The organism is Enterococcus sp. OL5 (assembly GCF_006491895.1).
Taxonomy (GTDB): domain Bacteria; phylum Bacillota; class Bacilli; order Lactobacillales; family Enterococcaceae; genus Enterococcus_D; species Enterococcus_D innesii.
Map to the genome: position 1 here is coordinate 1 of NZ_VHIL01000027.1, position 21,368 is coordinate 21,368.

18 protein-coding genes are annotated in these 21,368 nt (G+C 41.8%); 2 read left to right on the forward strand and 16 right to left on the reverse strand.

Going from position 1 to position 21,368, the window contains the following annotated elements; translation table 11 throughout:
- Positions 1–1,857 (reverse strand): VWA domain-containing protein (locus FJU10_RS18190; RefSeq protein ID WP_140966636.1); only part of this gene is annotated, 1,857 nt, incomplete at its 3' end.
- A 199-nt stretch (positions 1,858–2,056) separates the two neighbouring features.
- Here FJU10_RS18190 and FJU10_RS18195 point away from each other — a divergent pair.
- On the forward strand, positions 2,057–3,565 hold the full coding sequence (locus tag FJU10_RS18195; protein ID WP_077453626.1) for a helix-turn-helix domain-containing protein: 1,509 nt from the start codon (positions 2,057–2,059) through the stop codon (positions 3,563–3,565).
- Between the two features lie 136 nt (positions 3,566–3,701).
- On the opposite strand, the gene FJU10_RS18200 is transcribed toward FJU10_RS18195, so the two are convergent.
- Positions 3,702–4,085, reverse strand: coding sequence for a DUF7006 family protein (locus tag FJU10_RS18200; protein WP_140966637.1), 384 nt, complete (start codon positions 4,083–4,085; stop codon positions 3,702–3,704).
- A gap of 397 nt (positions 4,086–4,482) precedes the next feature.
- On the opposite strand from FJU10_RS18200, the gene FJU10_RS18205 reads away from it, so the two are divergent.
- Positions 4,483–5,970, forward strand: a complete 1,488-nt coding sequence (locus FJU10_RS18205; RefSeq protein WP_140966638.1) for a helix-turn-helix domain-containing protein — start codon at positions 4,483–4,485, stop codon at positions 5,968–5,970.
- Between the two features lie 159 nt (positions 5,971–6,129).
- Here FJU10_RS18205 and FJU10_RS18210 read toward each other — a convergent pair whose 3' ends face one another.
- From FJU10_RS18210 to FJU10_RS18270, 14 genes are all read right to left on the reverse strand, one after another.
- The gene (locus FJU10_RS18210; RefSeq protein ID WP_077453629.1) at positions 6,130–6,492 is read right to left on the reverse strand and encodes a DUF7006 family protein; all 363 of its coding nucleotides are present in this window, start codon (positions 6,490–6,492) and stop codon (positions 6,130–6,132) included.
- 53 nt (positions 6,493–6,545) lie between these two features.
- Positions 6,546–7,394, reverse strand: a complete 849-nt coding sequence (locus FJU10_RS19575; protein ID WP_223273140.1) for a hypothetical protein — start codon at positions 7,392–7,394, stop codon at positions 6,546–6,548.
- A gap of 121 nt (positions 7,395–7,515) precedes the next feature.
- Positions 7,516–8,007, reverse strand: a complete 492-nt coding sequence (locus FJU10_RS19580; RefSeq protein WP_223273141.1) for a helix-turn-helix domain-containing protein — start codon at positions 8,005–8,007, stop codon at positions 7,516–7,518.
- Between the two features lie 14 nt (positions 8,008–8,021).
- The gene (wecB, locus tag FJU10_RS18220; RefSeq protein ID WP_140966639.1) at positions 8,022–9,119 is read right to left on the reverse strand and encodes a non-hydrolyzing UDP-N-acetylglucosamine 2-epimerase; all 1,098 of its coding nucleotides are present in this window, start codon (positions 9,117–9,119) and stop codon (positions 8,022–8,024) included.
- A gap of 31 nt (positions 9,120–9,150) precedes the next feature.
- Positions 9,151–10,182: a glycosyltransferase family 4 protein gene (locus FJU10_RS18225; RefSeq protein WP_077453632.1), complete on the reverse strand. Its 1,032-nt coding sequence runs from the start codon at positions 10,180–10,182 to the stop codon at positions 9,151–9,153.
- Positions 10,179–11,594, reverse strand: a complete 1,416-nt coding sequence (locus FJU10_RS18230; protein ID WP_140966640.1) for a lipopolysaccharide biosynthesis protein — start codon at positions 11,592–11,594, stop codon at positions 10,179–10,181. The genes FJU10_RS18225 and FJU10_RS18230 overlap by 4 nt, the downstream gene beginning before the upstream one ends.
- An 8-nt stretch (positions 11,595–11,602) precedes the next feature.
- On the reverse strand, positions 11,603–12,856 hold the full coding sequence (locus tag FJU10_RS18235; RefSeq protein WP_140966641.1) for an O-antigen ligase family protein: 1,254 nt from the start codon (positions 12,854–12,856) through the stop codon (positions 11,603–11,605).
- The gene (locus tag FJU10_RS18240; RefSeq protein WP_140966642.1) at positions 12,853–13,599 is read right to left on the reverse strand and encodes a WecB/TagA/CpsF family glycosyltransferase; all 747 of its coding nucleotides are present in this window, start codon (positions 13,597–13,599) and stop codon (positions 12,853–12,855) included. Before FJU10_RS18240 ends, FJU10_RS18235 begins: the two co-directional genes overlap by 4 nt.
- Positions 13,599–14,246 (reverse strand): sugar transferase, encoded by a 648-nt coding sequence (locus FJU10_RS18245; protein ID WP_140966643.1) that lies wholly within the window; start codon positions 14,244–14,246, stop codon positions 13,599–13,601. Before FJU10_RS18245 ends, FJU10_RS18240 begins: the two co-directional genes overlap by 1 nt.
- Positions 14,247–14,259: 13 nt before the next feature.
- Positions 14,260–14,901 (reverse strand): CpsD/CapB family tyrosine-protein kinase, encoded by a 642-nt coding sequence (locus FJU10_RS18250; protein WP_081119035.1) that lies wholly within the window; start codon positions 14,899–14,901, stop codon positions 14,260–14,262.
- Positions 14,901–15,635: a YveK family protein gene (locus tag FJU10_RS18255; RefSeq protein WP_081119034.1), complete on the reverse strand. Its 735-nt coding sequence runs from the start codon at positions 15,633–15,635 to the stop codon at positions 14,901–14,903. The genes FJU10_RS18250 and FJU10_RS18255 overlap by 1 nt, the downstream gene beginning before the upstream one ends.
- A gap of 40 nt (positions 15,636–15,675) precedes the next feature.
- Positions 15,676–16,929, reverse strand: a complete 1,254-nt coding sequence (locus tag FJU10_RS18260) for a nucleotide sugar dehydrogenase (RefSeq protein ID WP_140966644.1) — start codon at positions 16,927–16,929, stop codon at positions 15,676–15,678.
- The gene (locus tag FJU10_RS18265; protein ID WP_074932533.1) at positions 16,926–17,420 is read right to left on the reverse strand and encodes a DUF4352 domain-containing protein; all 495 of its coding nucleotides are present in this window, start codon (positions 17,418–17,420) and stop codon (positions 16,926–16,928) included. The genes FJU10_RS18260 and FJU10_RS18265 overlap by 4 nt, the downstream gene beginning before the upstream one ends.
- A gap of 76 nt (positions 17,421–17,496) precedes the next feature.
- Entirely contained in the window at positions 17,497–21,105 is a 3,609-nt protein-coding gene (locus FJU10_RS18270; RefSeq protein WP_140966645.1) for an immunoglobulin-like domain-containing protein, read from the reverse strand.
- Positions 21,106–21,368 lie beyond the last annotated feature (263 nt).

A 21,368-nucleotide genomic window follows, 5' to 3' on the forward strand; every position in this document is an offset into this window, starting at 1 on the left:
TGGTTCTGTTGTACTTGGTTCTGTTGTGCTTGGTTCCGTTGTGCTTGGTTCTGTTGTGCTTGGTTCTGTTGTGCTTGGTTCTGTTGTACTTGGTTCTGTTGTGCTTGGTTCGGTCTCTTTCTTGGTATTTGTTAGAATAATCGTTTCACCATCGTTAGTAACCGTACTTTCAAAGTCTTCAGGAACATTGATTTCCGTCACTGTATAACTGAAGTCTTCTCCCTGATTATTGTATTTGGGTAACACGAGTTGTTGACCATTAACAGGAACCTCACTGAGGGTGACTTGGAAATCGTCTTCCTTGCTCAAGGTCAGTGGATCGGAAATTTGCCAACCTTGTTCCGAGGTAGTGGTCATTCGTTGCACTTGGTATTCGATCTGCTCTGGAATCTCGGCGGCAGAAACATTGACCCACTTCTTAAGGACATTTATCGAAACCACTGGCGCTTTAATCGATGGGATTGGAAAATCTACTGCTTCTCCGTCTACTTCCGGCACTAATGTGGTACGACCGTTACATAGAACCCATGTTTCTCCTTGGAATGAAGAGTCTTCAGTATCAAGGCGGATTTGATAGGTCAATGTAACTCGCTCGTTCTCACCCAAAGCAAGATTGCTGACAGTGATGGTTTGATCGGCTTCTGCTACTTGCACATTTGCCACTAGGTCAGGTGCTTCGACCCAAGTTCCTTGTTCATCTTTTCGCCATCCAACCAGTTGATAGTTATCGGAATCAAAACTACCTGCACCTTGTAGCAAGATTCCTGTACCCATTGGATCAGTGATCGTACCATTGGAGATTGTTTTATCGATTTTATTTGCGATTTCCGTCAACGCTGAACCTAAGCCAACCAGATTTTCATCTATCGTTAAATAATTCCCTGATGATGTAGCTAAGTTTCGACCAATGTATTCCCCGCGAGAAGACGGAGCAGTAGCCACCGAATACATTGGAAAGCCCGCTTCCTTGATCGCGACGATCGTGCCTAAAGTCGCGTCTGTCACTACCGAAGTACTGACAGGGATTGCAAGAGAATCCGAAGAAGATGAACTTGTCGTATGATACGCAGAATTATCAGTTTGAAAATCTTTGACATAGCTTTGGGTGTGATAACCGTTATAGTCTGTGATCTCCCCCGTGTTAGGATAGGTAGTCGCTCCCTCTACAGGAAGATAACTACGATTGGCACTATTATCACCAATATGGATAAAAAGTTTTTCAGCTTCTGGACGACTTTCCTCCAGCAAGAGCCGCTCACCTTCTAATAACCCTTTTTGCATGAATGTTCCGGAATGGGACTCTGCGGTTTGACGTAGAAACTGTTCTAAGTAATCGATATCTGTTGAAAAACCATTCGTGGAGTAAACATAGCGATTATAGGCCACGATCCCGATTCGAATAGAGCCATTTGCTAATGAGTCTGCCAATTCCGTGCCAAATTGTTGCAAGCCTAACAACGCATTATTCAATTTTTCTCCAGTCATAGAAGAAGAAAAATCGACTACTAAAACTAAATCAACCGCATTGTTCGTTTGGTTTCCTTTAACATCAAGGGTGACGTCAAACAATCCTTGATTTCCTGCAACTTCTTGCACACTTTTCTTTAAATACGCCTGATCATCATAATTGACATAATTCTCACTATCAAACTCGACTCCAGGTGCATTTCCATAATCATAATTGTAGGTATCTCCAGCAGCCGTACCGTGGGTAAGGTATTGCCCCGCTTGGTTCTCCTGATAGTCAAAATCATAGGTCGCCGCTTTCGCGCTGACACTGATCATACTCAATATAAAAGTACATAGGATCAGTAATAAGCGACTGTTTTTTTGGAACCAACCTTTTTTTTCTTCCATTTCTATCACTCCTCTTATTTCCAATCATTTCTTCCTGTTTGCTAGCGCAAAAGCTTATTCTTTTACCAGACCACAGTATAGAGCATCCCAGCCCTGAAAAGAGACAAAAAAATGTCAATTTCCTATACAAAAAAATATCCTTTTTTATGCTATGATGAAGATGAATCATCAATAGTTTAAGGAGATAGGAGGTCCTTTGATGGAACGATTCTACACTTTTTTTGGGAGTAGTCTGAAAAAAGACCTCGATTTATTGCGTTTCTTGTATTTACAAAAACGTTTTGTCCCAATTGAAGAAATCAGTGCCACCCTTGCTCTTGATCGCCGCTCAATCCAAAAAAGTTTCATAGCGTTAACAAAACAGCTTGAGCAAAATGCCGAGGAAAAACACCCCATCTTACTGGCCAAACACGGAGCTGGATATAAATTTAACGGAAACAAAACAGACTATAAACATCTGCTACGACAACTACTAGCAAAGAATCCTTTTTTTCAATTATTAGAAACATTGCTCCTGCACAATGAGATTAATGTGGTTCAATTTGCTAACGATTATTTTTTCTCGGAGTCTACTGTGCGCAAAAGAGTCTATGAACTGGAGAACCTCTTGGCACCTTTAGGCTTTACATTAAAAAAATCCAAAGGAAATGTACAGCTGAATGGTGATGAAGCGCGCATTCGCTATTTTATGGTCGCCTTCTTTTGGCGTACTTTTTCAGGTGTTGATTGGCCTTTCAATCGTCTCTCTCAAAGCAAATGTGAGGAGATCGCTCGAGCTTTCTATCGCAACAATCACATACCTTTTAACACGATTGAATTGAAACAGACGACCTATATACTAGCCGTAATCTGTTTGCGTTTCCGCCAAGGTCAAACGATTGCCGAAGAAAAGTTACAGCTCCAACCACCATTAAAGGGCTTAGACTTGACCTTATTTCAACAATCAACGAATCCAGAAACACCGATTTTTACCCAACTGTCACAGGAGTTAATGACTCACTTTTTTCTGAATGAAAAAGAATGTCAGTTTTGCTTTTTGTGGCTGATGTCCAATCTAGAGCGAACGTTTCCAGAGGAGCAACTGAATTGTTATTTTCCTTCGAAAAAAACGAGTGACCAGCAATTTACTACGATTCAAAAAGCACTGGCTTCAATGACTTCGCCAGCTGAAAAGATGGTCATTTCCCAACCACGTAAACAAGTCATTTTGAATACGATCCTGAATGGGATATTATCCGTCGAACTGTTTGGCGAAACTGTTCATACGCTAGCGGGCTATAACACAGCTCAGTTCCTTACCGAACATTTTCCGAATTTGCAACTGCATTCCGAACAATTGCTAGCTTATCTAAAAGTCTATCACGAGGATTTGGAAAAACGCAAAGGACTGGCTTTGTATGTAGCAACAGCCTGGACGCTGATTTTACCTCCAGCTCGCTTTCAGCAAGTCATCCGAATCAAGTTAGAAACGGACCTGCCTTTCGCACTTTCTTTAGCAATTAAGGAGTTGATCCAAACCCCTTTTCAAGGTTTCTATAACCTCGATCTGCGGGATCACTTTGAAGACGATGATTATGATCTTTGTATCAGTACATCACCATTGACCGCAACATCGGCAGAAATACCGGTAATATTGATCAATGCACAGATCACCTTGCCAGACCTATTAGCGATCCACCAAGCCATCGAGGGCGTATTGCGAAAATAGCCCAGGATTGGATACTTCCTAAAATCAGCCCAAAAACGGCTAAGTAGCTTCCTCAAAAGCTACTTAGCCGTTAGTTGTTTCTCGCAATTTATTTCGTGAATACAAAAAATGAAGTTCTTGACGAACAGAAAGACGATTATTCTTCACTCATATAAATCAAACCGACTTTGGGTTTTTGAGTGACTTTCAGTCCTGTGATTTCACGATAGAAAAAGCGATGCTCTTTCCGAATCATGGCAATGATCTCTTCTTCAGTTAGGCCTAGATCAGTGACTAAGTCATCTTTCCCATGATTGCAAAGCTCCAATAAAATTTGAAGTTGCGCATCGATCGCTAATAGTTTGGCCCACTGAACAAAAAGATTCTCGTACTTTTTATTAAACACAGCTAGAAACGTTTCCGAAAGTTCTTGGTAATATCCATATATTTTAGGAAAGTGTTGAAACACCTCTCTTTGATTGAGTTCTTTTTGGAAATATGCCAAATAGTCTGTTGCATTGTCTATTTTTCTCGCCTGCATACCTTCTTCTCCTTTGTTCTTGCTTTCATAGAAAACATTTTTACTAAGTTTCCTCTATTTTCAACCATTGCATTCCATTTTACGTATTTACCTTTTGAGCGAACATTTTATGACTAACTTCTAAAGCAAAAAACTTGGTTAACATGCGCTGGCTCTTAGTTTCGATAAAAATCCTGCCTTTTTTACTAGCGATTGGCTCAAGAAACGATTTATATGATTACTATAGCGTCAAATGTCCGTGAAAAAAAATAATAAATTTCACCAGCCGGTGAAATTTTTCACTAGAATAATGTTCCTTCATCTTTTATTCAGTCAGAGAAAGAGACGAAATTTCATATGTAAAGCAACAAAAAAAGCCCTTTTTCACCTACCACCTATTTTTAGAGGAGAGGTTTTCATGAAAAAATTTCAATTAAAGTTTTTCAGAAATCGATCATTGATTCGAAAAATACAGTTACTGAGTGAATTTGAAAAAAAAGATACTTATAGCTTAAAAGGCTTAGCAACGATCACCCAAAGCAGCAAGCGAACCCTAATCACTGATATTCAAACGCTCCGCGAGTTCTTCAAAGATTCTCTTGCGATTCACTCAACAAAATTTGGTTATTCCATTGAAGAAATTGATCCCGACGGTTATTTAAAGCAAAAACAGCTTCTTGTCAAAGACGAACCCATTTTTCAACTGCTAGAAAGCTTTTTTTTCAACGAAAAGTATTCTTTACTTGATTGGAGTCTCGCATTAAACTTATCCGAGCAAGCACTGTTGAATTACTTTAAAAAAATCAATACCTACTTAGCACCTTTTCACTTGCAAATCGCCACAAATCCCGTCGTATTGATTGGTTCGGAAATCAACGTTCGCCAGTTCTTTTTTGTTTTTTATTATGAATCAGCGATTAACGTAAACACACTGTTCCCCTCGATTGACGTGCAAAATACTGTGATAGAAATAACTCGATGCTGGCAGGATAAAACCCAACTGGCTTCCGCCTTTTCCTATTTCTCTTATATTCTCTATATCGCTATTGAACGCAACAAAAATGGCTTACAGGTCCATCTTTCTGCAGAGCTGAAAAACTTTTACGACCAAAGCAAGCCATTTTTTCAATTAGAATCTTTACATGCCATTATTGAACGTTTCTTTGATTGTACGTTTCCTGAAGAAGAAGTCATCTTTTTATTTATCTGTCTGATTTGTCGGCAAAAAATCAACCAACCTGCCCTACTAACAAGTGAGCTTGTTTGCGAACAATGGCCTGAAATCAAACAACTAGCCCATGACTTTTATAAAGAAACTCGTGGCTCATCATTTGATGAAAGTAAGGACTTAGTATGGTTAGAGAGCTTTTTCATCCGACTGAAATTAAGAGAGCTACTCTCTCCAACAATGAATGTCGCCATCGATGATTTAACGCAATTCGTCAAGGAAAAATTCACTGATGAATACCAAAAAAACCAATTTTTTTTAAGCCATCACGAACTTGTCAAACGATTCTACGATCCGACTTACCTAGATGATATTTGCGTCAGTCTGACGCTGCATATGGAAGCGATCAAAGAAGAAAATTGGGGGCGGCAACGAACGATCGCGATCATTTTCGAAGGAAATGAGTATGCTTGTGAATATGCGGAAAGTATCATCCGAAAATACTTGGCACCTTTTCATACGCTTTATTATCCTGACGCCGGCGAATTATCGCCAGAATATCTCCAAGAAAAGAACATCGATCTACTGGTCACCAACTATTCCGAATACACCACAGAGTTTTTGCTTGAAGTGGAATGCGTGTTGTTGAAGTCATTTCCTGACGCTACCGATTGGAATCGACTACTTAAGCAAATCAATCCACGAATCTTGCGTTTGGTTGTATTAGACAATGTGTAAGTCAGATCGCTAGATTTTTCTTCCTATATACGTATACAACATAACGCTCTTCAGATAATCAGTTATACCAAACGATGCTAGTTTTTTCCAAATCAATCAAACACGATGATATATATTATTTAAACTCTGACCGTCTTGATCGATCAGAGTCTATCTTTACTATTTTTCGCTGAGATAAATCAAGCCATGTGGCGCTTTTTGATTCGTCCCAATCCCTGCCATTTGTCTGTAATAAACATTTTTGTCTTTTTTGATCATTTCGACGATCTCTTCTTCTGCTAATTCGATTTCCTTAAAAAAATCATGTCGAAAAAAATCTAAAAACATTTGTAACTGAGCATCGATCTCTAACAAATCAGCGATTTGTTGGAGAACATTCTCGTATTTTGTATAACAAATTTCTTTGAATCGTGTCTGCAACTCGGTGCACACCTGTTTGATCAAAGGATATTCCTGTAAGTAACAAAGCTCACTATAATTTTTCAAATAGGCTTCTGGTGTCACATGTCCTTTTTTCATCATGATTGCATCATTCCTATCTTTCATCTGAATATATTTTTGCACATAGACAAGGGCTAAAGTTTAAAATCGATCAGTGACATGAGTCTGCGCCAATCAGTTGAGTTCGGGATTTTATTGAATAATAAATAGACTCCTGAACAAGAAAAATTCGACATATGCTCGTTATAATTGGTAACGATAATATCAAATTGGTTCGCTTCAAAATAGCCAGGATTAATATCTAACACATTAGGAAAATAGAGTTGTTGGTAGCTGCCAAGATACTTACGTGCTGTGACTTGAATCCGTTGAGAAATAAATTGATTTCCTTCCAATAGAAATGCGATTTTTTTGGGCTTTCCCCAGTACAATTCTTTGACACAGTCCATGTGAATCGTTAAGACTGCGCTGATATCCACGATCATTTCTAAAGACAAGCCTTTTAGATGCTTGAATTGCTTTTGTAAAAACGTGGTGTTTTGTGCCATCTCTTCGGGAAATTGCTTTTTAACAAATGAAATCAAATCTGGAATCACTTTATTCAAGACCGGGGAAAGTTTGTTCTTTAGTAAGACTGTAGCAAAAAAGGAATGAATCAAAACCGTGCTGTATTCAAACGCATAGGGCGGTACCACTACTTCCTTTAGATAGCGTTGGGTTAATTGCAGGATCTGAGAATCTCTGCCTAGCTTGTTGCAAAAATTTCTTTCCATCTCAATATCAAACACCGTCCGCTTCCCCATAGATAAAGCATAAAAGTAGATGATTTCTTTTTCGGCGATCGTTGTTTGTAAATGATGCGACAGCATCGTCTTTAAATTTTTCAGCTCGAGATAATACTCTTTGCGAAACTGTTTTACGATGGCTGGATCGATCGTGACGTAATGCCCATGAGAGGTTCTTTCTAAAATGATATATAGCATGTAACTGATTTCCTCAAAGGCGAGATTAGAGAAATTGCTGTCGAATTCTTCTTTTTTTAAATTTAGACCGATCTCATGAATAATCAACGGTGGAAATACGGTATGAGGAGTACTGTCGGATTCATAAAAAAAATTCAGAAAAAAAGTGCCGGATATTGACTTCTGCTCCCACCAGATCGACAGTGGTTTTGTTCAACGTCAATTGATATTGCGCTAAAATGGGATCAATCTTTCTGAAATAACGCATCAGTGTGGCAGGAGAAATAAACAAAATGTCTGACCATTCATTGATTGTCAATATTTCACCTAAGAAAATGCTCTCAAAGATGCGAAACAACGGTTCATTACTGATTAAATTCCGCTTTTTTTCTAAGTAGCTCTCTGCATCAATAATTTGTAACTGATACCCACTATTTGTCGTCTCCATTTCAATCGAGGCTTCGAAGTAATCCTTTATATTTTGTAGATCTTCAATAATGGTTCGACTAGAGCTTTTGATCACTTTTGACAACCCACGAATTGGTACGTGAGAGGCATGCTCCATGTGTTCTAGCAGATGTAGCCACCTTAGTGTCGTTTTACTAATGACAAAAGATGATTGGAATTGTCTCATAGATTCGCCTTCCTCTACTCGAAATAACTTTTTAATTCAGCCACGATCCGCTCGCTCGCTTGCCCGTCTCCATAGGGATTCTTGGCTTGTGCCATTTGTTTGTACGCTGCCTTATCTGACAATAAATGAACGATTTCTGAATACACACGGTCTTCTTGAGTGCCAATCAGTTTCAAAGTCCCTGCTACCACCCCTTCTGGGCGTTCCGTCGTTTCACGTACGATCAAGACGGGGATACCCAAGGAGGGTGCTTCTTCTTGAATCCCTCCTGAATCGGTCAAAACAAGGTAGCTGCCTGCCAGTAACTGATAGAATGCAGGGGCATCCAATGGTTCAATCAGTTGAATGTTTTGCTGCCCTTCTAAATAGTGCTGGGCAAGTGTACGGACGCGGGGATTTTTATGCATGGGAAAGACGATCGTCAGATCTGGATAAGCAACAGCGATGCGTTTTAGTGCACGAAAGACTTGTTCCATGGGTTGCCCAATGTTTTCTCGTCGATGCATCGTAACTAAGAGGTTTTTTTTCTCTCTGATTGGTTTTCGCTCTTTTTTTTGTGCCAACGTATGGTACAAAGCGTCGATGGACGTATTGCCCGTGACTACAATACGGTCTTGTGGGTGGCTTTCTTTTAAGAGATTGGCACGGCTTTGATCCGTCGGTGCAAAGAGAAAATCCGCTAGTTGATCAATCAACCGGCGATTCATTTCTTCCGGAAACGGATCATTCTTGTTACCTGTTCGCAGCCCCGCCTCCACATGACCAATCAAGATCTGCTGATAAAAAGCGGCCAGCGCAGCTGCGACTGCCGTCGTCGTATCGCCATGAACCAACACCACGTCTGGTTCTTCTGATTGAAAAATACCTTCGAGACCTTCTAGAATACGACTGGTGATACTGGTCAAGGTTTGATTTTCTCGCATGATAGCCAAGTCGTAATCAGGAGTCAGCTCAAACGCTGCTAACGTTTGTTCAAGCATTTCTCGGTGTTGCCCTGTCACGATGATCTTCGATAGAAATCGTGGATCGTTTGCTAGTTTCTTGATGACCGGTGCCATTTTGATTGCTTCGGGTCGTGTACCAAAAATAGATAATACCTTTATTTTTTGCATCTTACTTCTCCTTTTTTCAGCAATTTGTGCATTAATCAAGTTGCTTTTTGTAGATCTTATGCCAACTCGTCATATACGGCGTTAACGCATAGTTTTTTTTGATCGTTTCTCTGGCCTGTTGACTGAGATTCGTTCGTCGTTCCTCGTTTTGTAACAGTTCACTCAATGTCTCGATCATTGCTTGAGTATCACCGGCAGCTACTAGGTAGCCATTTTCACCTGAGTGGATCAACTCCGGGATTCCCCCGACATTGGTCGCTACATTGGGGATACCTGCTGCCATGGTTTCTAAAATCGCCATCGGCAAGCCTTCGTGATAAGAAGGGAGAAAATGGACGGCAGCCTTGCGAAAAACAGCTGGTAACGCATCGGTTGCTACCCACTCATTTAAGAACACATTGGTCAGGGCTTCTTCTTGGAGCTGCTGGGCAACTTGTTGATTTTCTTGATCCCCAAACAACATAAAGCGAACCTCAGGGAAGGAAATAGCCATTGCTTTGGCAACTGCCAACAGATCAAAACTGCCTTTTCTTTGCCCGATCCTGCCAAGAGTAATGACCCATTTTGCGGTGGGGTCATAAACGGATTCCTCCGGCACCTCTACGGCATTTGGCAAGACCTCGATCGAGGTATCCGTAATTGTTTGGTAGAATGCTGCCCAGCTGCTACTTAGTACTACAAGCTGATCTACCCGTGATAACGTAAAACGGATCCACCACTTTGCCCATGAAGGACTGTTTTGATAAAACTGATCAAATTGCGAAGCATGCATATGAAAAATCGTCTTGCAATGTTTTGGTGCTAGCAACAACAGCAAACTCTTGCGATAGAAACTGCCCTTTTGCGCGACGTGGAAATGAAGGATCTGGCACCTTTCTTTTTTGATATGCCGACGAAAGGTAAGAAACGCTTTGAACTGCGTCCAATATTTTCCTTTTTCCGACCAGGTCGTATGAATGATGAAACGCACGTCCTCTGGCGCTTGTGCTTTTTGGAAATTATGAATGACCGTTGCGATCCCCCCTTTTGCTGCTGGATCTGGACCGATAAGTAAGATATTCATGCTTTGTTGATTTTCCTTTCTTGTACAAATCTAGTTACCTGCTTTAGTTCCTTGCGATAAAGAACAACGACGAAGAGCATCAGCAGCAAAACGAGGCTCTTTTCCAGCCAAAGAGTCCGATTGAATGCCGTAAACAGCGCAAAGCAATACAGCATGATCGAAAGGCTGATTTGGCGTTTGACTGAGAATCCCTGCCAATAGGTCATCGAAAAATATGTACGGGCAAAAAAGAAGACCAAGTACCCTAATGCCGTAGCACAAGCCGCTCCTGTGGCGCCAATTGTCGGTACGAGTAGGAGATGACCAAGGGAGGCGGCTAAGACCGCCAGCAAAGAGGCAGCAATATTCAAATGACTTTTCTTATAAAAAACGATCCCGAGATTGGTCGTTTCACTGATCGTCATCATCAAGGGATAAAAACATAATAAGGGAAACAAGTACTGGGCCTCTGAGTAGTCTTGCGACAATAAGATGACGATCGTTTCTTTGAAAAAGACCATCATTAAAAAGAAAATCGCCAAGACGAACATGATAAAGTGACTGACTCGCTCGTAATAAATCAATGGTTTGCCTTTTTTGAACCATTCATAGGAGGTGGGAATCCAAAAATTGGCAAAACTAACTTGTAGAATCATCAAGGCACTTGCCACTTTGAATGCAGCCGTGTAGATGCCCAAAGCGGCAAAATCAGCAAAATAGCGCAGCATCATTTTGTCGATAATCATTAATAGGCTATAGAGAAACGTACCGACCACGGTTGGCAAGCCAAAACGACTTAGCTTCTTGATCAGGTTGCGATCGATTTGGCGAATGAGCGGCCTAAAAAGCGCCAGGTTTGCCAGAACCAACAGACAATCACCGATGATTTGTCCTAGAAGCATGCCATAGACCACCGTAATGAACGTCGGCGGACCAAAAAAGAGAAACAGCAACGTGATGAACAAGACCATGAATTTCACCAAAATACTGTAAACGGAGAACTGGATCGCTTTGTTTTGCATTCGAACCGTTAATAAAAGAAACCGTTCAAAAATCAGTAGTCCCGACGAGAGAGCAAATAAATAAATCGCACGGGTGTACTGTGGAGATTCAAACAAAAGCTGCGAAAACGGTGCGGCAAAAACCACTAGGATCAGCTGGAAGATCAGCGATCCGAGCAGCGGGACGAGCATCGCTTGTTGCAGCAACTCGCGTTTGTTTTCGTGGTCATGGTATTCCCTCGTGAAGGCTTGGTCGAAGCCGAGATAGATCACGTATATCAAAAAGGTCTGTGCCAGGAAAAACATACTGGTCTTCCCATATTCTTCGGGTGTCAAAAAGCTGGTCGTTACGGGCAAAAGCACCAGGTTTAAAACCGCCGAACCTAACGAACCGAGGGAGAAGAAGCCCAGCCTCAAAAGTAATTTTTTCAATCAGTTGTTCACTCTTTCTCTGTTAAAATAATGCCTCCACAAATCAATCCTAAAAAGGTGGAAGACAATGCCGAATACAAAACATGCCCAGCAAAAAAACTATAAAAAAGCACCACGATCAAGGCAAAGCTATAAACCGATCGCTTTTTCGGCTGAAAGGCTAAGTAAACAAAATAGGCGAGCATCAGCAGCAATAACGCTATTCCTAGTAGGCCTTGCCCGAAAAGGGTGTCGAAGAAGTCCATTTCAATTAAGCCAAGACGACCAAAGTGGGCCAACCGGTATTCAAAGCCTTGGCCAAAGATCATGGTAAAGTGACGAGCCTCATCATTTAAGAAGGCGTTCATCCCACCAATCAAAAAATCACTTCTTGAACTAGAAAATAAGCGGATCAAGTCTCCATCGAAAAGATGATAAAAATACACCATGCGTAGATAGGTTCCTTCGACGGCTTGGATCAGCAATGGTAGTCCTTGAATAAGCAGCCAAGCAATCGTCATAAAACTCATAAACCAGATAAACAGTTGTTGCAGGAATGCTTTACGATCAATACCTAGCACCAATCGGATTAAAAGATAGAACAAGACACCGACACCATAAAACACGCCGGTTTTCGTACCGACCAAGACCAAACAGACAAAATTTCCAGCGAATAAACTAGCCAAAAACAACGAAAACTTATGGGTCTGTTCTTTGATCGAAACAATTAGTGCCTGGACTGTAAAGGTGATGGAAACAATAAAGGCAAAGCTCGTATCATTATTGGCAAAGAAATAGCCTTTATACCCAGCATCAGAATTGTCATAAGTTTGGTAGCCTAACCCTAAAAAATAGGGAATCAGTAGCCCCAAGGTGAAGCAGACACTAATAAAAATAAACAAGCTGTCATAGTGCAGTTTGAAGAAGTCGTTTTTTCGTTGATAGACATAATAAGGAATCAGTACCCATAAGAGGTATTTGATATACACCGATAGATCCTCAATCACCCATTGCCAGCTGTACTCCAAAAAAAGCGCTTGTAACAGAAAAAGCGTAAGTGTCACAGCGATAAACCCATACGTTAAATACGTATAGTAGCTAAGGGGAATCTTTTCTGCCACGATCATAATCACTAAGAACAAAAAGAACAGCAGACGGTAGAACACGCCAACGGGAAAAGGAATGCCCAGACTTAGAAATAAACCGTTTAAGACGTCGATTATCGGAAAAATGGCCACAATCCCCAGAAAGAAGCGGTGATGGCTTTGCTGTTTTGATTTCATGCGTTTCTTCTTTTTTCTCCCCACACATACTGTAAAAAGCGCAAATTTCCTATGATATAGCGATCAAACATCCTAACTGGCTCTTGAGCAAAGCGATAAAACCATTCCAACCCTGCCCGCTGCATCCACAAAGGTGCCCGTTTGGTTTTGCCTGCGACGATATCAAAGCTGCCGCCAACCCCCATCGCAAAGGGCACTTGCAATACTTCGCTGAATGTATCGAGCCAAATCTCTTTTTGCGGACTAGAAAAAGCGACAAACAGCAAGTCTGGTTGCGTCCGTGCAATCTCTTTTGCCACATACAATGATTCGTCTTCGGAAAAATAACCATGGTGAAAACCCGCTATGTTGAGGTTGGGATAAAGCTGTTGGTCATGTTTGACGACGGCTTCTACGACTTCCGCAGTTGCTCCTAAGTAATAAGGCCGCCAGCCTTTTTCTGCTGCTAGCTTGACGAGTTCGCGAAAAAGATCGATGCCCGTTACCCTTTCTGGTACAGGACAACCTAAATATTTCGCTGCCCAGACAATCGACTGGCCATCAGCCGTGATCAAAGCTGCCCGATTGACGATCGATCGCAACGAGGGATCATTGCGCATCAAGTTTATTTTTCCCGCGTTAATTGAAACATGTTGTGCGGGGCCCCCTTGTTCGATCATTGCCTCGATTTTAGAAATGGTTTCTTGAAAACTTAGAGAATCTAGATTGCTTCCTAAAAGTGACACACGTGTTTGTTGCTCCATTAGAATGCTCCTTTGGGTAAGAAAACAACGCCAATCGTTTTCATAATAATTTTCAAGTCCAATAACCAGCTTAGGTTATTGATGTAATAAAGATCCAATGCGACCATCTCCTGAAAGCTTAATTCGTTTCGTCCACTGACTTGCCACAACCCTGTGCAACCGGGTGTGACAGACAATCGTTGCTTGTCTTTTTCTGAATAGCTGATGACTTCTCTTTCTAAAGGAGGACGGGGACCAATCAGTGCCATCTCCCCTTTCAAGACATTGATCAGTTGGGGCAATTCATCAAGACTCGTTTTTCTCAACAAACGGCCTAGCCGCGTCACTCGTGGATCTTTTTTTAGTTTAAACATGGCCCCTTCAATTTCGTTTTTATCAAGATACTGTCCTAATAATTGATCGGCATCAGGTACCATCGTTCGAAATTTGTACATCACAAACGTGGACTCATTTTTCCCAACACGGACTTGCTTAAAAATGATCGGTGCGTGCCAGTTAGAAAATTTGATCCCTATACAAATCAGCAGTAACAGCGGGCTAAGGATGACTAATAAGCCCAAGCTAAAGATGGTTTCTATTGATCGTTTCCAACGTACATAGCCAGTAACCCGAACTGTTGGCTGTTTGTCTAAAGCGGGTCTTTCCACAAAGTTCCCCTCCTTAATAATAGTAATTTTCGGCTGTATCCGTGCCATTCACGACGACACCTAAGATGTTTGCGTTGACAAGGCGCAGTTTTTTGACGGCATTTTTTGCGGATTGCTTGTTCGTTTTATCCGCATGAACAACTAAAAGTACACCATCAACTTTCTTGGCTAAGATCAAGGCATCAGAAACGACATTGACTGGTGGTGTATCAATAATGACCACATCGTATAGTTGTTTGACCTCTTGCAAAGCTGCGGTCATTTTCGAAGAAGCGAGCAGATCATTGGGATTTGACATGATAGCTCCACTAGTAATGATTGAAAATTCGCAATCTTCTAAAATCACTTGTTGGACACAGCTTTCGATGGAGACAGCCCGTCGAATATAATTGGACAAACCCACATGCATTTCTTGTGAAAACAAATGATGTTGGGTGGGCTTACGCAGATCCGCATCAATCAATAAGGTTCGGTTGCCTTTTTGGGCATAGGCGACCGCCAAATTTGCTGAGACCGTGGATTTTCCCGTACCGCTTTCTCCTGAAGTGATCAAAATCGTTTGGGCATCTTGTTGTTGGCATAAATAGTCGACATTTTCGCGAATCAATTTTACTTGTTCGCTGATGATGGAGTAATTTTCCTTCATGCTACGCATCACACACGCTTCCTTCCTCTAAGGCTTCTCGACTGGATGGTTTTAAACGAAGCAACTCGTTTTTCTTTGCTTATCTCACCGATGACTTTTACCCCTAAGACCTCTTCGATTTCAGTATTTGAAGCAAAACTGCGCTCAAAAACCAACAGGAGGAACACATACGTAAAAGCGAAAAGAAGACTTAAAAAAGCGGTCAAACTGTACAACAAAAATTTGTTTGGACGAGCTGGCGTTTCTTGCGGTAAAACGGCTCCTTCTGCCAAAATCGTGACATTATCAATGTTCATGATCTTAGGGATCTCTTCACTAAAAACATTTGCGGTCGTATTGGCGATCTTCGCTGCGATCTTCGGACTTTGATGGTAGGCATTGATCTCAATGATCTGCGAGTTAGTGGCATTCGATACACTCAAAATCTCTGACAGTTCAGCCACATCATAGCTTCCCTCTAGCGCCTCACTGACTTCATTTAAGATGCGAGGACTCATGATGATGGTGCTATAGGTACTGACGAGCTGAAGGTCTGCCTGAATCGTCTGGTTTTCCAGACGATTGCCAGCTGCCGTTTCTGACTGACTAATCAGCAACTGTGCACTTTTTTGATAAATGGGTTCAGCAAACAGGGTTAGATAAAGCAACATCGCTAGTAAGGGAACACTAATGATCATGAGGATCCAGCCTATTCTTTGCTGAAAAACTTGCTTCAATTTTTTTGTGTTTATTTCTTTATTCATTGGTTTTCCCTTTCAATAACATAAATAGCAATCAAACCATTTACTGGACGCTTGGTAATGACCCAAGAGAATAGGCAGCATCGAACCTCGTTTTATCTGTCACAATATTTTTCGTGTCAAAAACGATTTTTTGTTTCATCGCTTGAATGGCGGCTGGCGCTATGTCTTTAAAAGCATCATGGTCACAGAGGATCAATGCCAGATCACTGTCTGTTAGTGCTACTTCGAGATGTGCAACATCAGAAGTGGCGACATAGGGGTCATAAGTGGTGACTTGCAGTGCTTTCTTTTGTTTCAGTCTTTTGGCGATCTCAATTGCCGGACTTTCTCTGGCATCGTCAATATTGCCTTTATAAGCCAACCCTAAGACCGCGATCTTGTTTCCGCCATGGATTGCTAAAATCTCTTCGACTTTTTTTATAATGAATTCAGGCATCTCTGTATTGATCATCCGCCCCAACTGAATCAACTTTGCGTCTTCAGGTGCTGCCGCAACCACAAAATATGGATCAACCGCTAAGCAATGGCCTCCGACACCAGGTCCTGGTTGATGGATATTGACCCGTGGATGCTGATTGGCTAACGCAATCACTTGGAGTGCATCAATGTTTAGGCGATCCCCAATTTGGACCAATTCATTGGCTAGTGCAATGTTCAGGTCCCGATAGGTGTTTTCCATCAATTTCGATAGCTCAGCGATACTTGCAGAAGTCTCCAGCACGTTTCCTTTGACGAAGGTCTGATAAATGCGTTTGCCTTGTTGGGTACAAGCGCTCGTCATGCCACCAATGATTCGGTTGTTCATCACCAGCTCTTCAAAGATTTTCCCTGGCAAAACTCGTTCTGGGCAATGCAACAAATAGAGTTCTTCTCCAATGATATAGCCTGCTGCTTCAAAAAACGGTCCAACGATGTCCTCCATCGTGCGAGGTTGAATGGTCGATTCAACAATGACAGTGTTGCCTTGTTCAAGATAGGGTAGGATAGCAGCCATCGCCGCTTTGACGTAGGACAAGTCGCAACTACCAAATTGATCGGCGATATTTGGCGTTGGTACGGCAATAATAAAGACATCCGCTTTTTCTGGTACCAACTGTGCCTTGAATGTCTTTTTAGCTAAAGCTTGTGCTAGATAGCGATCAATGTCGGGTTCTTCGATTGGTGCCTGACCGGCTTGAAGTGATTGAACGACTGTTTCTGACACATCAACCCCAACGACTTCAATCCCATGGTTTGCAAAAGTAAGTGCTGTGGGCAACCCGATATACCCCAATCCAATAACGTTTACCTTCATTCGCTCTTAACATCCCATTCTGCCAATTGTTCTTCTCCAGGCTTATAAATCAATTTTTTCGCCACTTGCCCTTCTTCTAAAGCAAAGGAAACTTGTCCAGTGATGGTTTCACCTACAGCGATCTCATTGCCAAACATCGCCATAGTATGATCAAGTTCAAGAAGTTCCCCATCCTCGGTTTCTAGCAGGAAATCAATTGAACCTAACCCTGCGGCAACTGACCCCATATTTTCTGCTGTGATGGTAAATGTATGTAAAACTTGTTCCCCATCTTCTGTTTTCTTTTGATTGATTTCTTGTTTGTCGATGATGATCTTTAATCCACCAATGATCGATTGCGGCTCGGCATTGCTTTGGTCCGTGATTTGTTCAATCGGTTCGCTGCCTTGGGTAGTATCCGTCTTTGCTTGGTCATCCGTCGAGCAAGCCGCTAAAAAACTCCCCATAAGGGCAAGGCTAAAGAAGGTAACGATTTTTTTCTTCATGTTCATTTGCTTTCTCTCTTTCTATCAATGAAGAGACCCTTGCAACAGGCAAGGTACAAGGGTCTCTCGTAGTTTTTGTTTCTTATTCTGTGATCGAAACGGTTGCTTGTGCGATTTCTCGTGTGCTTAGGTCAGCAAAGCGATGCAATGCATGGATCGTCATCTTGCTGTCTTTCGTCACGCGGTTGGCTTGTTCTTGGTTCAAATAAGCGGTAAACGTGCCATCCGCAAAACCACTTACCCACAGAATCATGCCATCAATTTCAAGTCGTCCAAAGTTGATGTCATCTCCTGTATAGGTTCCCGTAATGGTTCTGTCACCCAGCTTGTATGGGTCTGGTGTAATCGTACCAATAAATTCTTTATCGATAGTGACTACACTGCGATCCAATTCGGTGTCCACTGGACGGCCATTAACAACCTCCCGATGGTAAGCAACCAATTCAACTGTTTTTGCATCGCGAATTAAATTACGTGTATCTTGATTGACAAAGTAAGTAAAGGTTTGGTCTGTTGTGTTAAAGGTACCACCCCATGAAACTGAACGCCCATCAACGATCAAGTTGGCGAAATTCACATTACCAGTAAAGGTTCCGGTAATTTCACTATCTGTCACTTTGAAGGCTGCTGGTTGAATCGAACCTGTTGCTTTGACGATTTCTACCGGCTGCAACACCAGCTTATGATCAATCGTTTGTCCATCGACTGTTTCACGATGGTAAGTTTGTAATTCAACTTTCGCTGCTGTTCTGATCTGGTCTCTAAATTGTGCGTGAACAAAGAATTCAAAGCGACCCGTCTCTTTATTGAAGGTACCACCCCAGTTACCTACCGATTGTCCATCAATCACCAAGTTGGCAAAATTGATATCCCCCGTAAAGGTTCCCGTAATCGTGGTATCAGTGTAATTGTATTTATCTGGTGTGATCGTCCCTTGAAGTTGATCAATCACTGTTACTTCTTTGGTTTCTAGCACTTCGATGGCTTCCGTGTTGCCATTGATTTGACGATTCAGCGCTTGGATCTCAACTTTGTCGCCCGCTTTGATCCCAAGGTTCGCTACATAAAACGAGAAGGTGCCATCGGCATTGAAGGTACCACCCCATGCATTAGAAGGCGTGCCATTGATCACTAAACGGGCAAAGTTGACATCACCCGTAAAGGTCCCTGTAATCATGGTTTCACCAACTCGGTATTGATCCGGTGTGATCGTACCAGCCAAATCTCTAGTCAATTCAACAGTTGTCCGATCAAGTACTTTGCCATATTGATCCAAGGCTTCGATTTCTACGACATCATCTACGGATTGGATGCGATTGCCGATAAAGAATTCGAACGAACCATCAGCAAAATTCCCACCACGAACGGATGACCCATTTACATACACACGGGCAGAAGCAACATCACCGGTATACGTTCCTCTCAGGAATTGATCGCCAGAGGAAACATTGTAGGTATCTGGTGTGATCGTGCCTTCGGTGTTTGCTGGATCAGTGACAACGATCGTTGAAGCAATATTTGATTGCAATCCGTCAATGCTTGCTTGAGCAGTAATAATTGTTCCCGCTGCTTGTTGATCAATCTCTACTTCAAAATTGCCCTCACTGTCAACAGTGGCATTTTTCGTTTCAGAATCGCCTATAGTAATTTCCACATGTGCATCTGGTTCGGCTGTTCCACTAACAGTCGTGTCTGTGGTTGTCACTTGATTCAACGTTGTTTCGGCGATCGTTGCGCGCTCAACCATGGTTTCCGCAATATTTGATGAAATGCCATTTAAGGTTGCTTGGGCGGTGACTACCGTACCAGCTTGTTGCTTCTCAATCGTCAATGCATAGATACCATCACTACCCACTCGTCCATTCGCAATGATCGTGTCACCGGCTTTGATCGTAATCTCAGCATTCGGCTCAGCCGTTCCCGTCACACTTGTGGAGTCAGTATTTAGATTGGAAATCGTTGTTTCGGCAATCGTTTCTTTTTCACTATCTTCTACAACTGTTTCTGCAACCGATTGGATACCATTGGCCGTTGCGGTAACAGTCACTTTTGTTCCAACTGCTAACGGTGCGTTCGGAATCGCAAATTGATAAGTTCCATCACTTGCAACGCGTCCCGTCAAACTTCCTTGTCCTTCAATAGTGACTGCTAAATCGGCATTTGGCTCAGCTCGTCCCGTAATGTGCGTTGAGCTTGTGGTTAAGTCGTCAATGGTCGTTTGTTGAATCGTTGCGGTATCCACAAAGTCACCAAAAGCGATTTTTCCGATTTGAGAACTATTGAATGTTGAGTTGAAGATTGAGTCATTGGATTCAATTCGCGAAGTAACTTGTTTGTTCGTATAAGTATTTAGTGAGAAAGAACCTTGTCTAAACTCTGGATAATTAAAGCTGGGCTCTCCTGAAAAATCAGCTGATCTTCTCCAAGTTTGCATTCCTGTCGATGAGTGAATCGTGTAGTTCGTTGTTCCTGGATAGGACCCAATTGCGGTTCCATTGGTATGATTGTTTTGGATTCGTACATTTGATCCTTCATGGAAAGTGCTTGATTGTCCAACGTTTACCGTTGAATACGTGCTTCTTCCCACGACATCCAGTGTTCCCCCAGATAATACGGTCAAAGCACCTCGTAATCCCAAGGCTTCTTGTGTTTTTTGCGTATTTGGTGCACTTGTGATCTTAAACGTTGCATTCGAATTAACTACTACGCTTGAGGCACTTCCTTCGATCAAGACTGCTTTTGCTGTATTTGAAGGATTGTTTTGAGTAACATCTAATAAGCTGCCTTCACCTAAATCAATTCGACCACCACTTGCAAGATAAATCGCACGAGCTGTTCCGTTGTTATTTGCAACTACAGAAGCACCACTGCCGATATTCATCCGGACATTCGAAGTAGCCCAAATCAAGGAACCTGCATCTAATCGGTTTTCGCCAAAGAAATTAGCTGAAGAATTGCTAGCGGCTAAATAGAGTAAACGCCCTGTTGCATGACTATTTTCATGAGTAACGTTTGTAAAGGAAACACTGGACGTTCTATTTTGATAGATCGTATTTGTTGCATGGGCTACGATTCTCACATTTCTGATACTTAATCCTTGATTCACCGTATTTCCATACAACCGAACATTATTCCCGAAGGTTAACGTATGACCATTCCCTTCAATCGTTTTGGTCGTCCCTGTCCATGTCACACTACTAGTCATCGTGATGTTATTGGCTAAGCTGATTTGTGTAACGGTCGCATTGGCTAATGCTGTCCGTAATTCAGCATCAGACGTTACTTGGACACTTGCCCTTGTTGAACGGGTTTCGGCAGCGTTTTCCGATGAGTCATCAGAACTATTTTCGGAATTTTCTCCATTTGATGCGTCTGTTTGTTCCTCATTTTCTGCAGCTTCATTATTTTCTGAAGAGTTCTCAGTAGATGCTTCTGTTTGAGCTTCTTCACTTTCAATAGAAGAACTATCGGTTTCCTGATTTTCTTGATCATTGGTCGCGGTGATCTCATTGCCTAAGTCTTGCGTCGTTTCACCATCCGATAATAGATTGGGTGCTTCTACTCTCTCTTGAGGAGCTTCTAAGGAATCGGAAGCTTTTTCTGTCGCCATCGCATTTATTGGCAGCGCCGATAATGTTAAATGACTGATCAACAATAAACCTGTGACTTTTTTACTAAATTTGTTATTCATAAGTAACTCCTTTTTCTCTATTCTTTCTCTTGTACTTTAAAGATTCATTTCACGTTTTTACCAGTCACCCTTTCTTACTCCCTCGAAAAATATCAGTCTTAGTCCTTATTGGAACAACCTATTCGAAGCAAACTCTCTAAATACCTAAATAAGAACTAAAATATGATGTTTTTTGACGAAAGTTTATTGCTTTTGACGAGGTTAAATTTAACATGGTTGAACATCAATAGATAAATCAAGATTTGCAAACCTGTATGAATAAA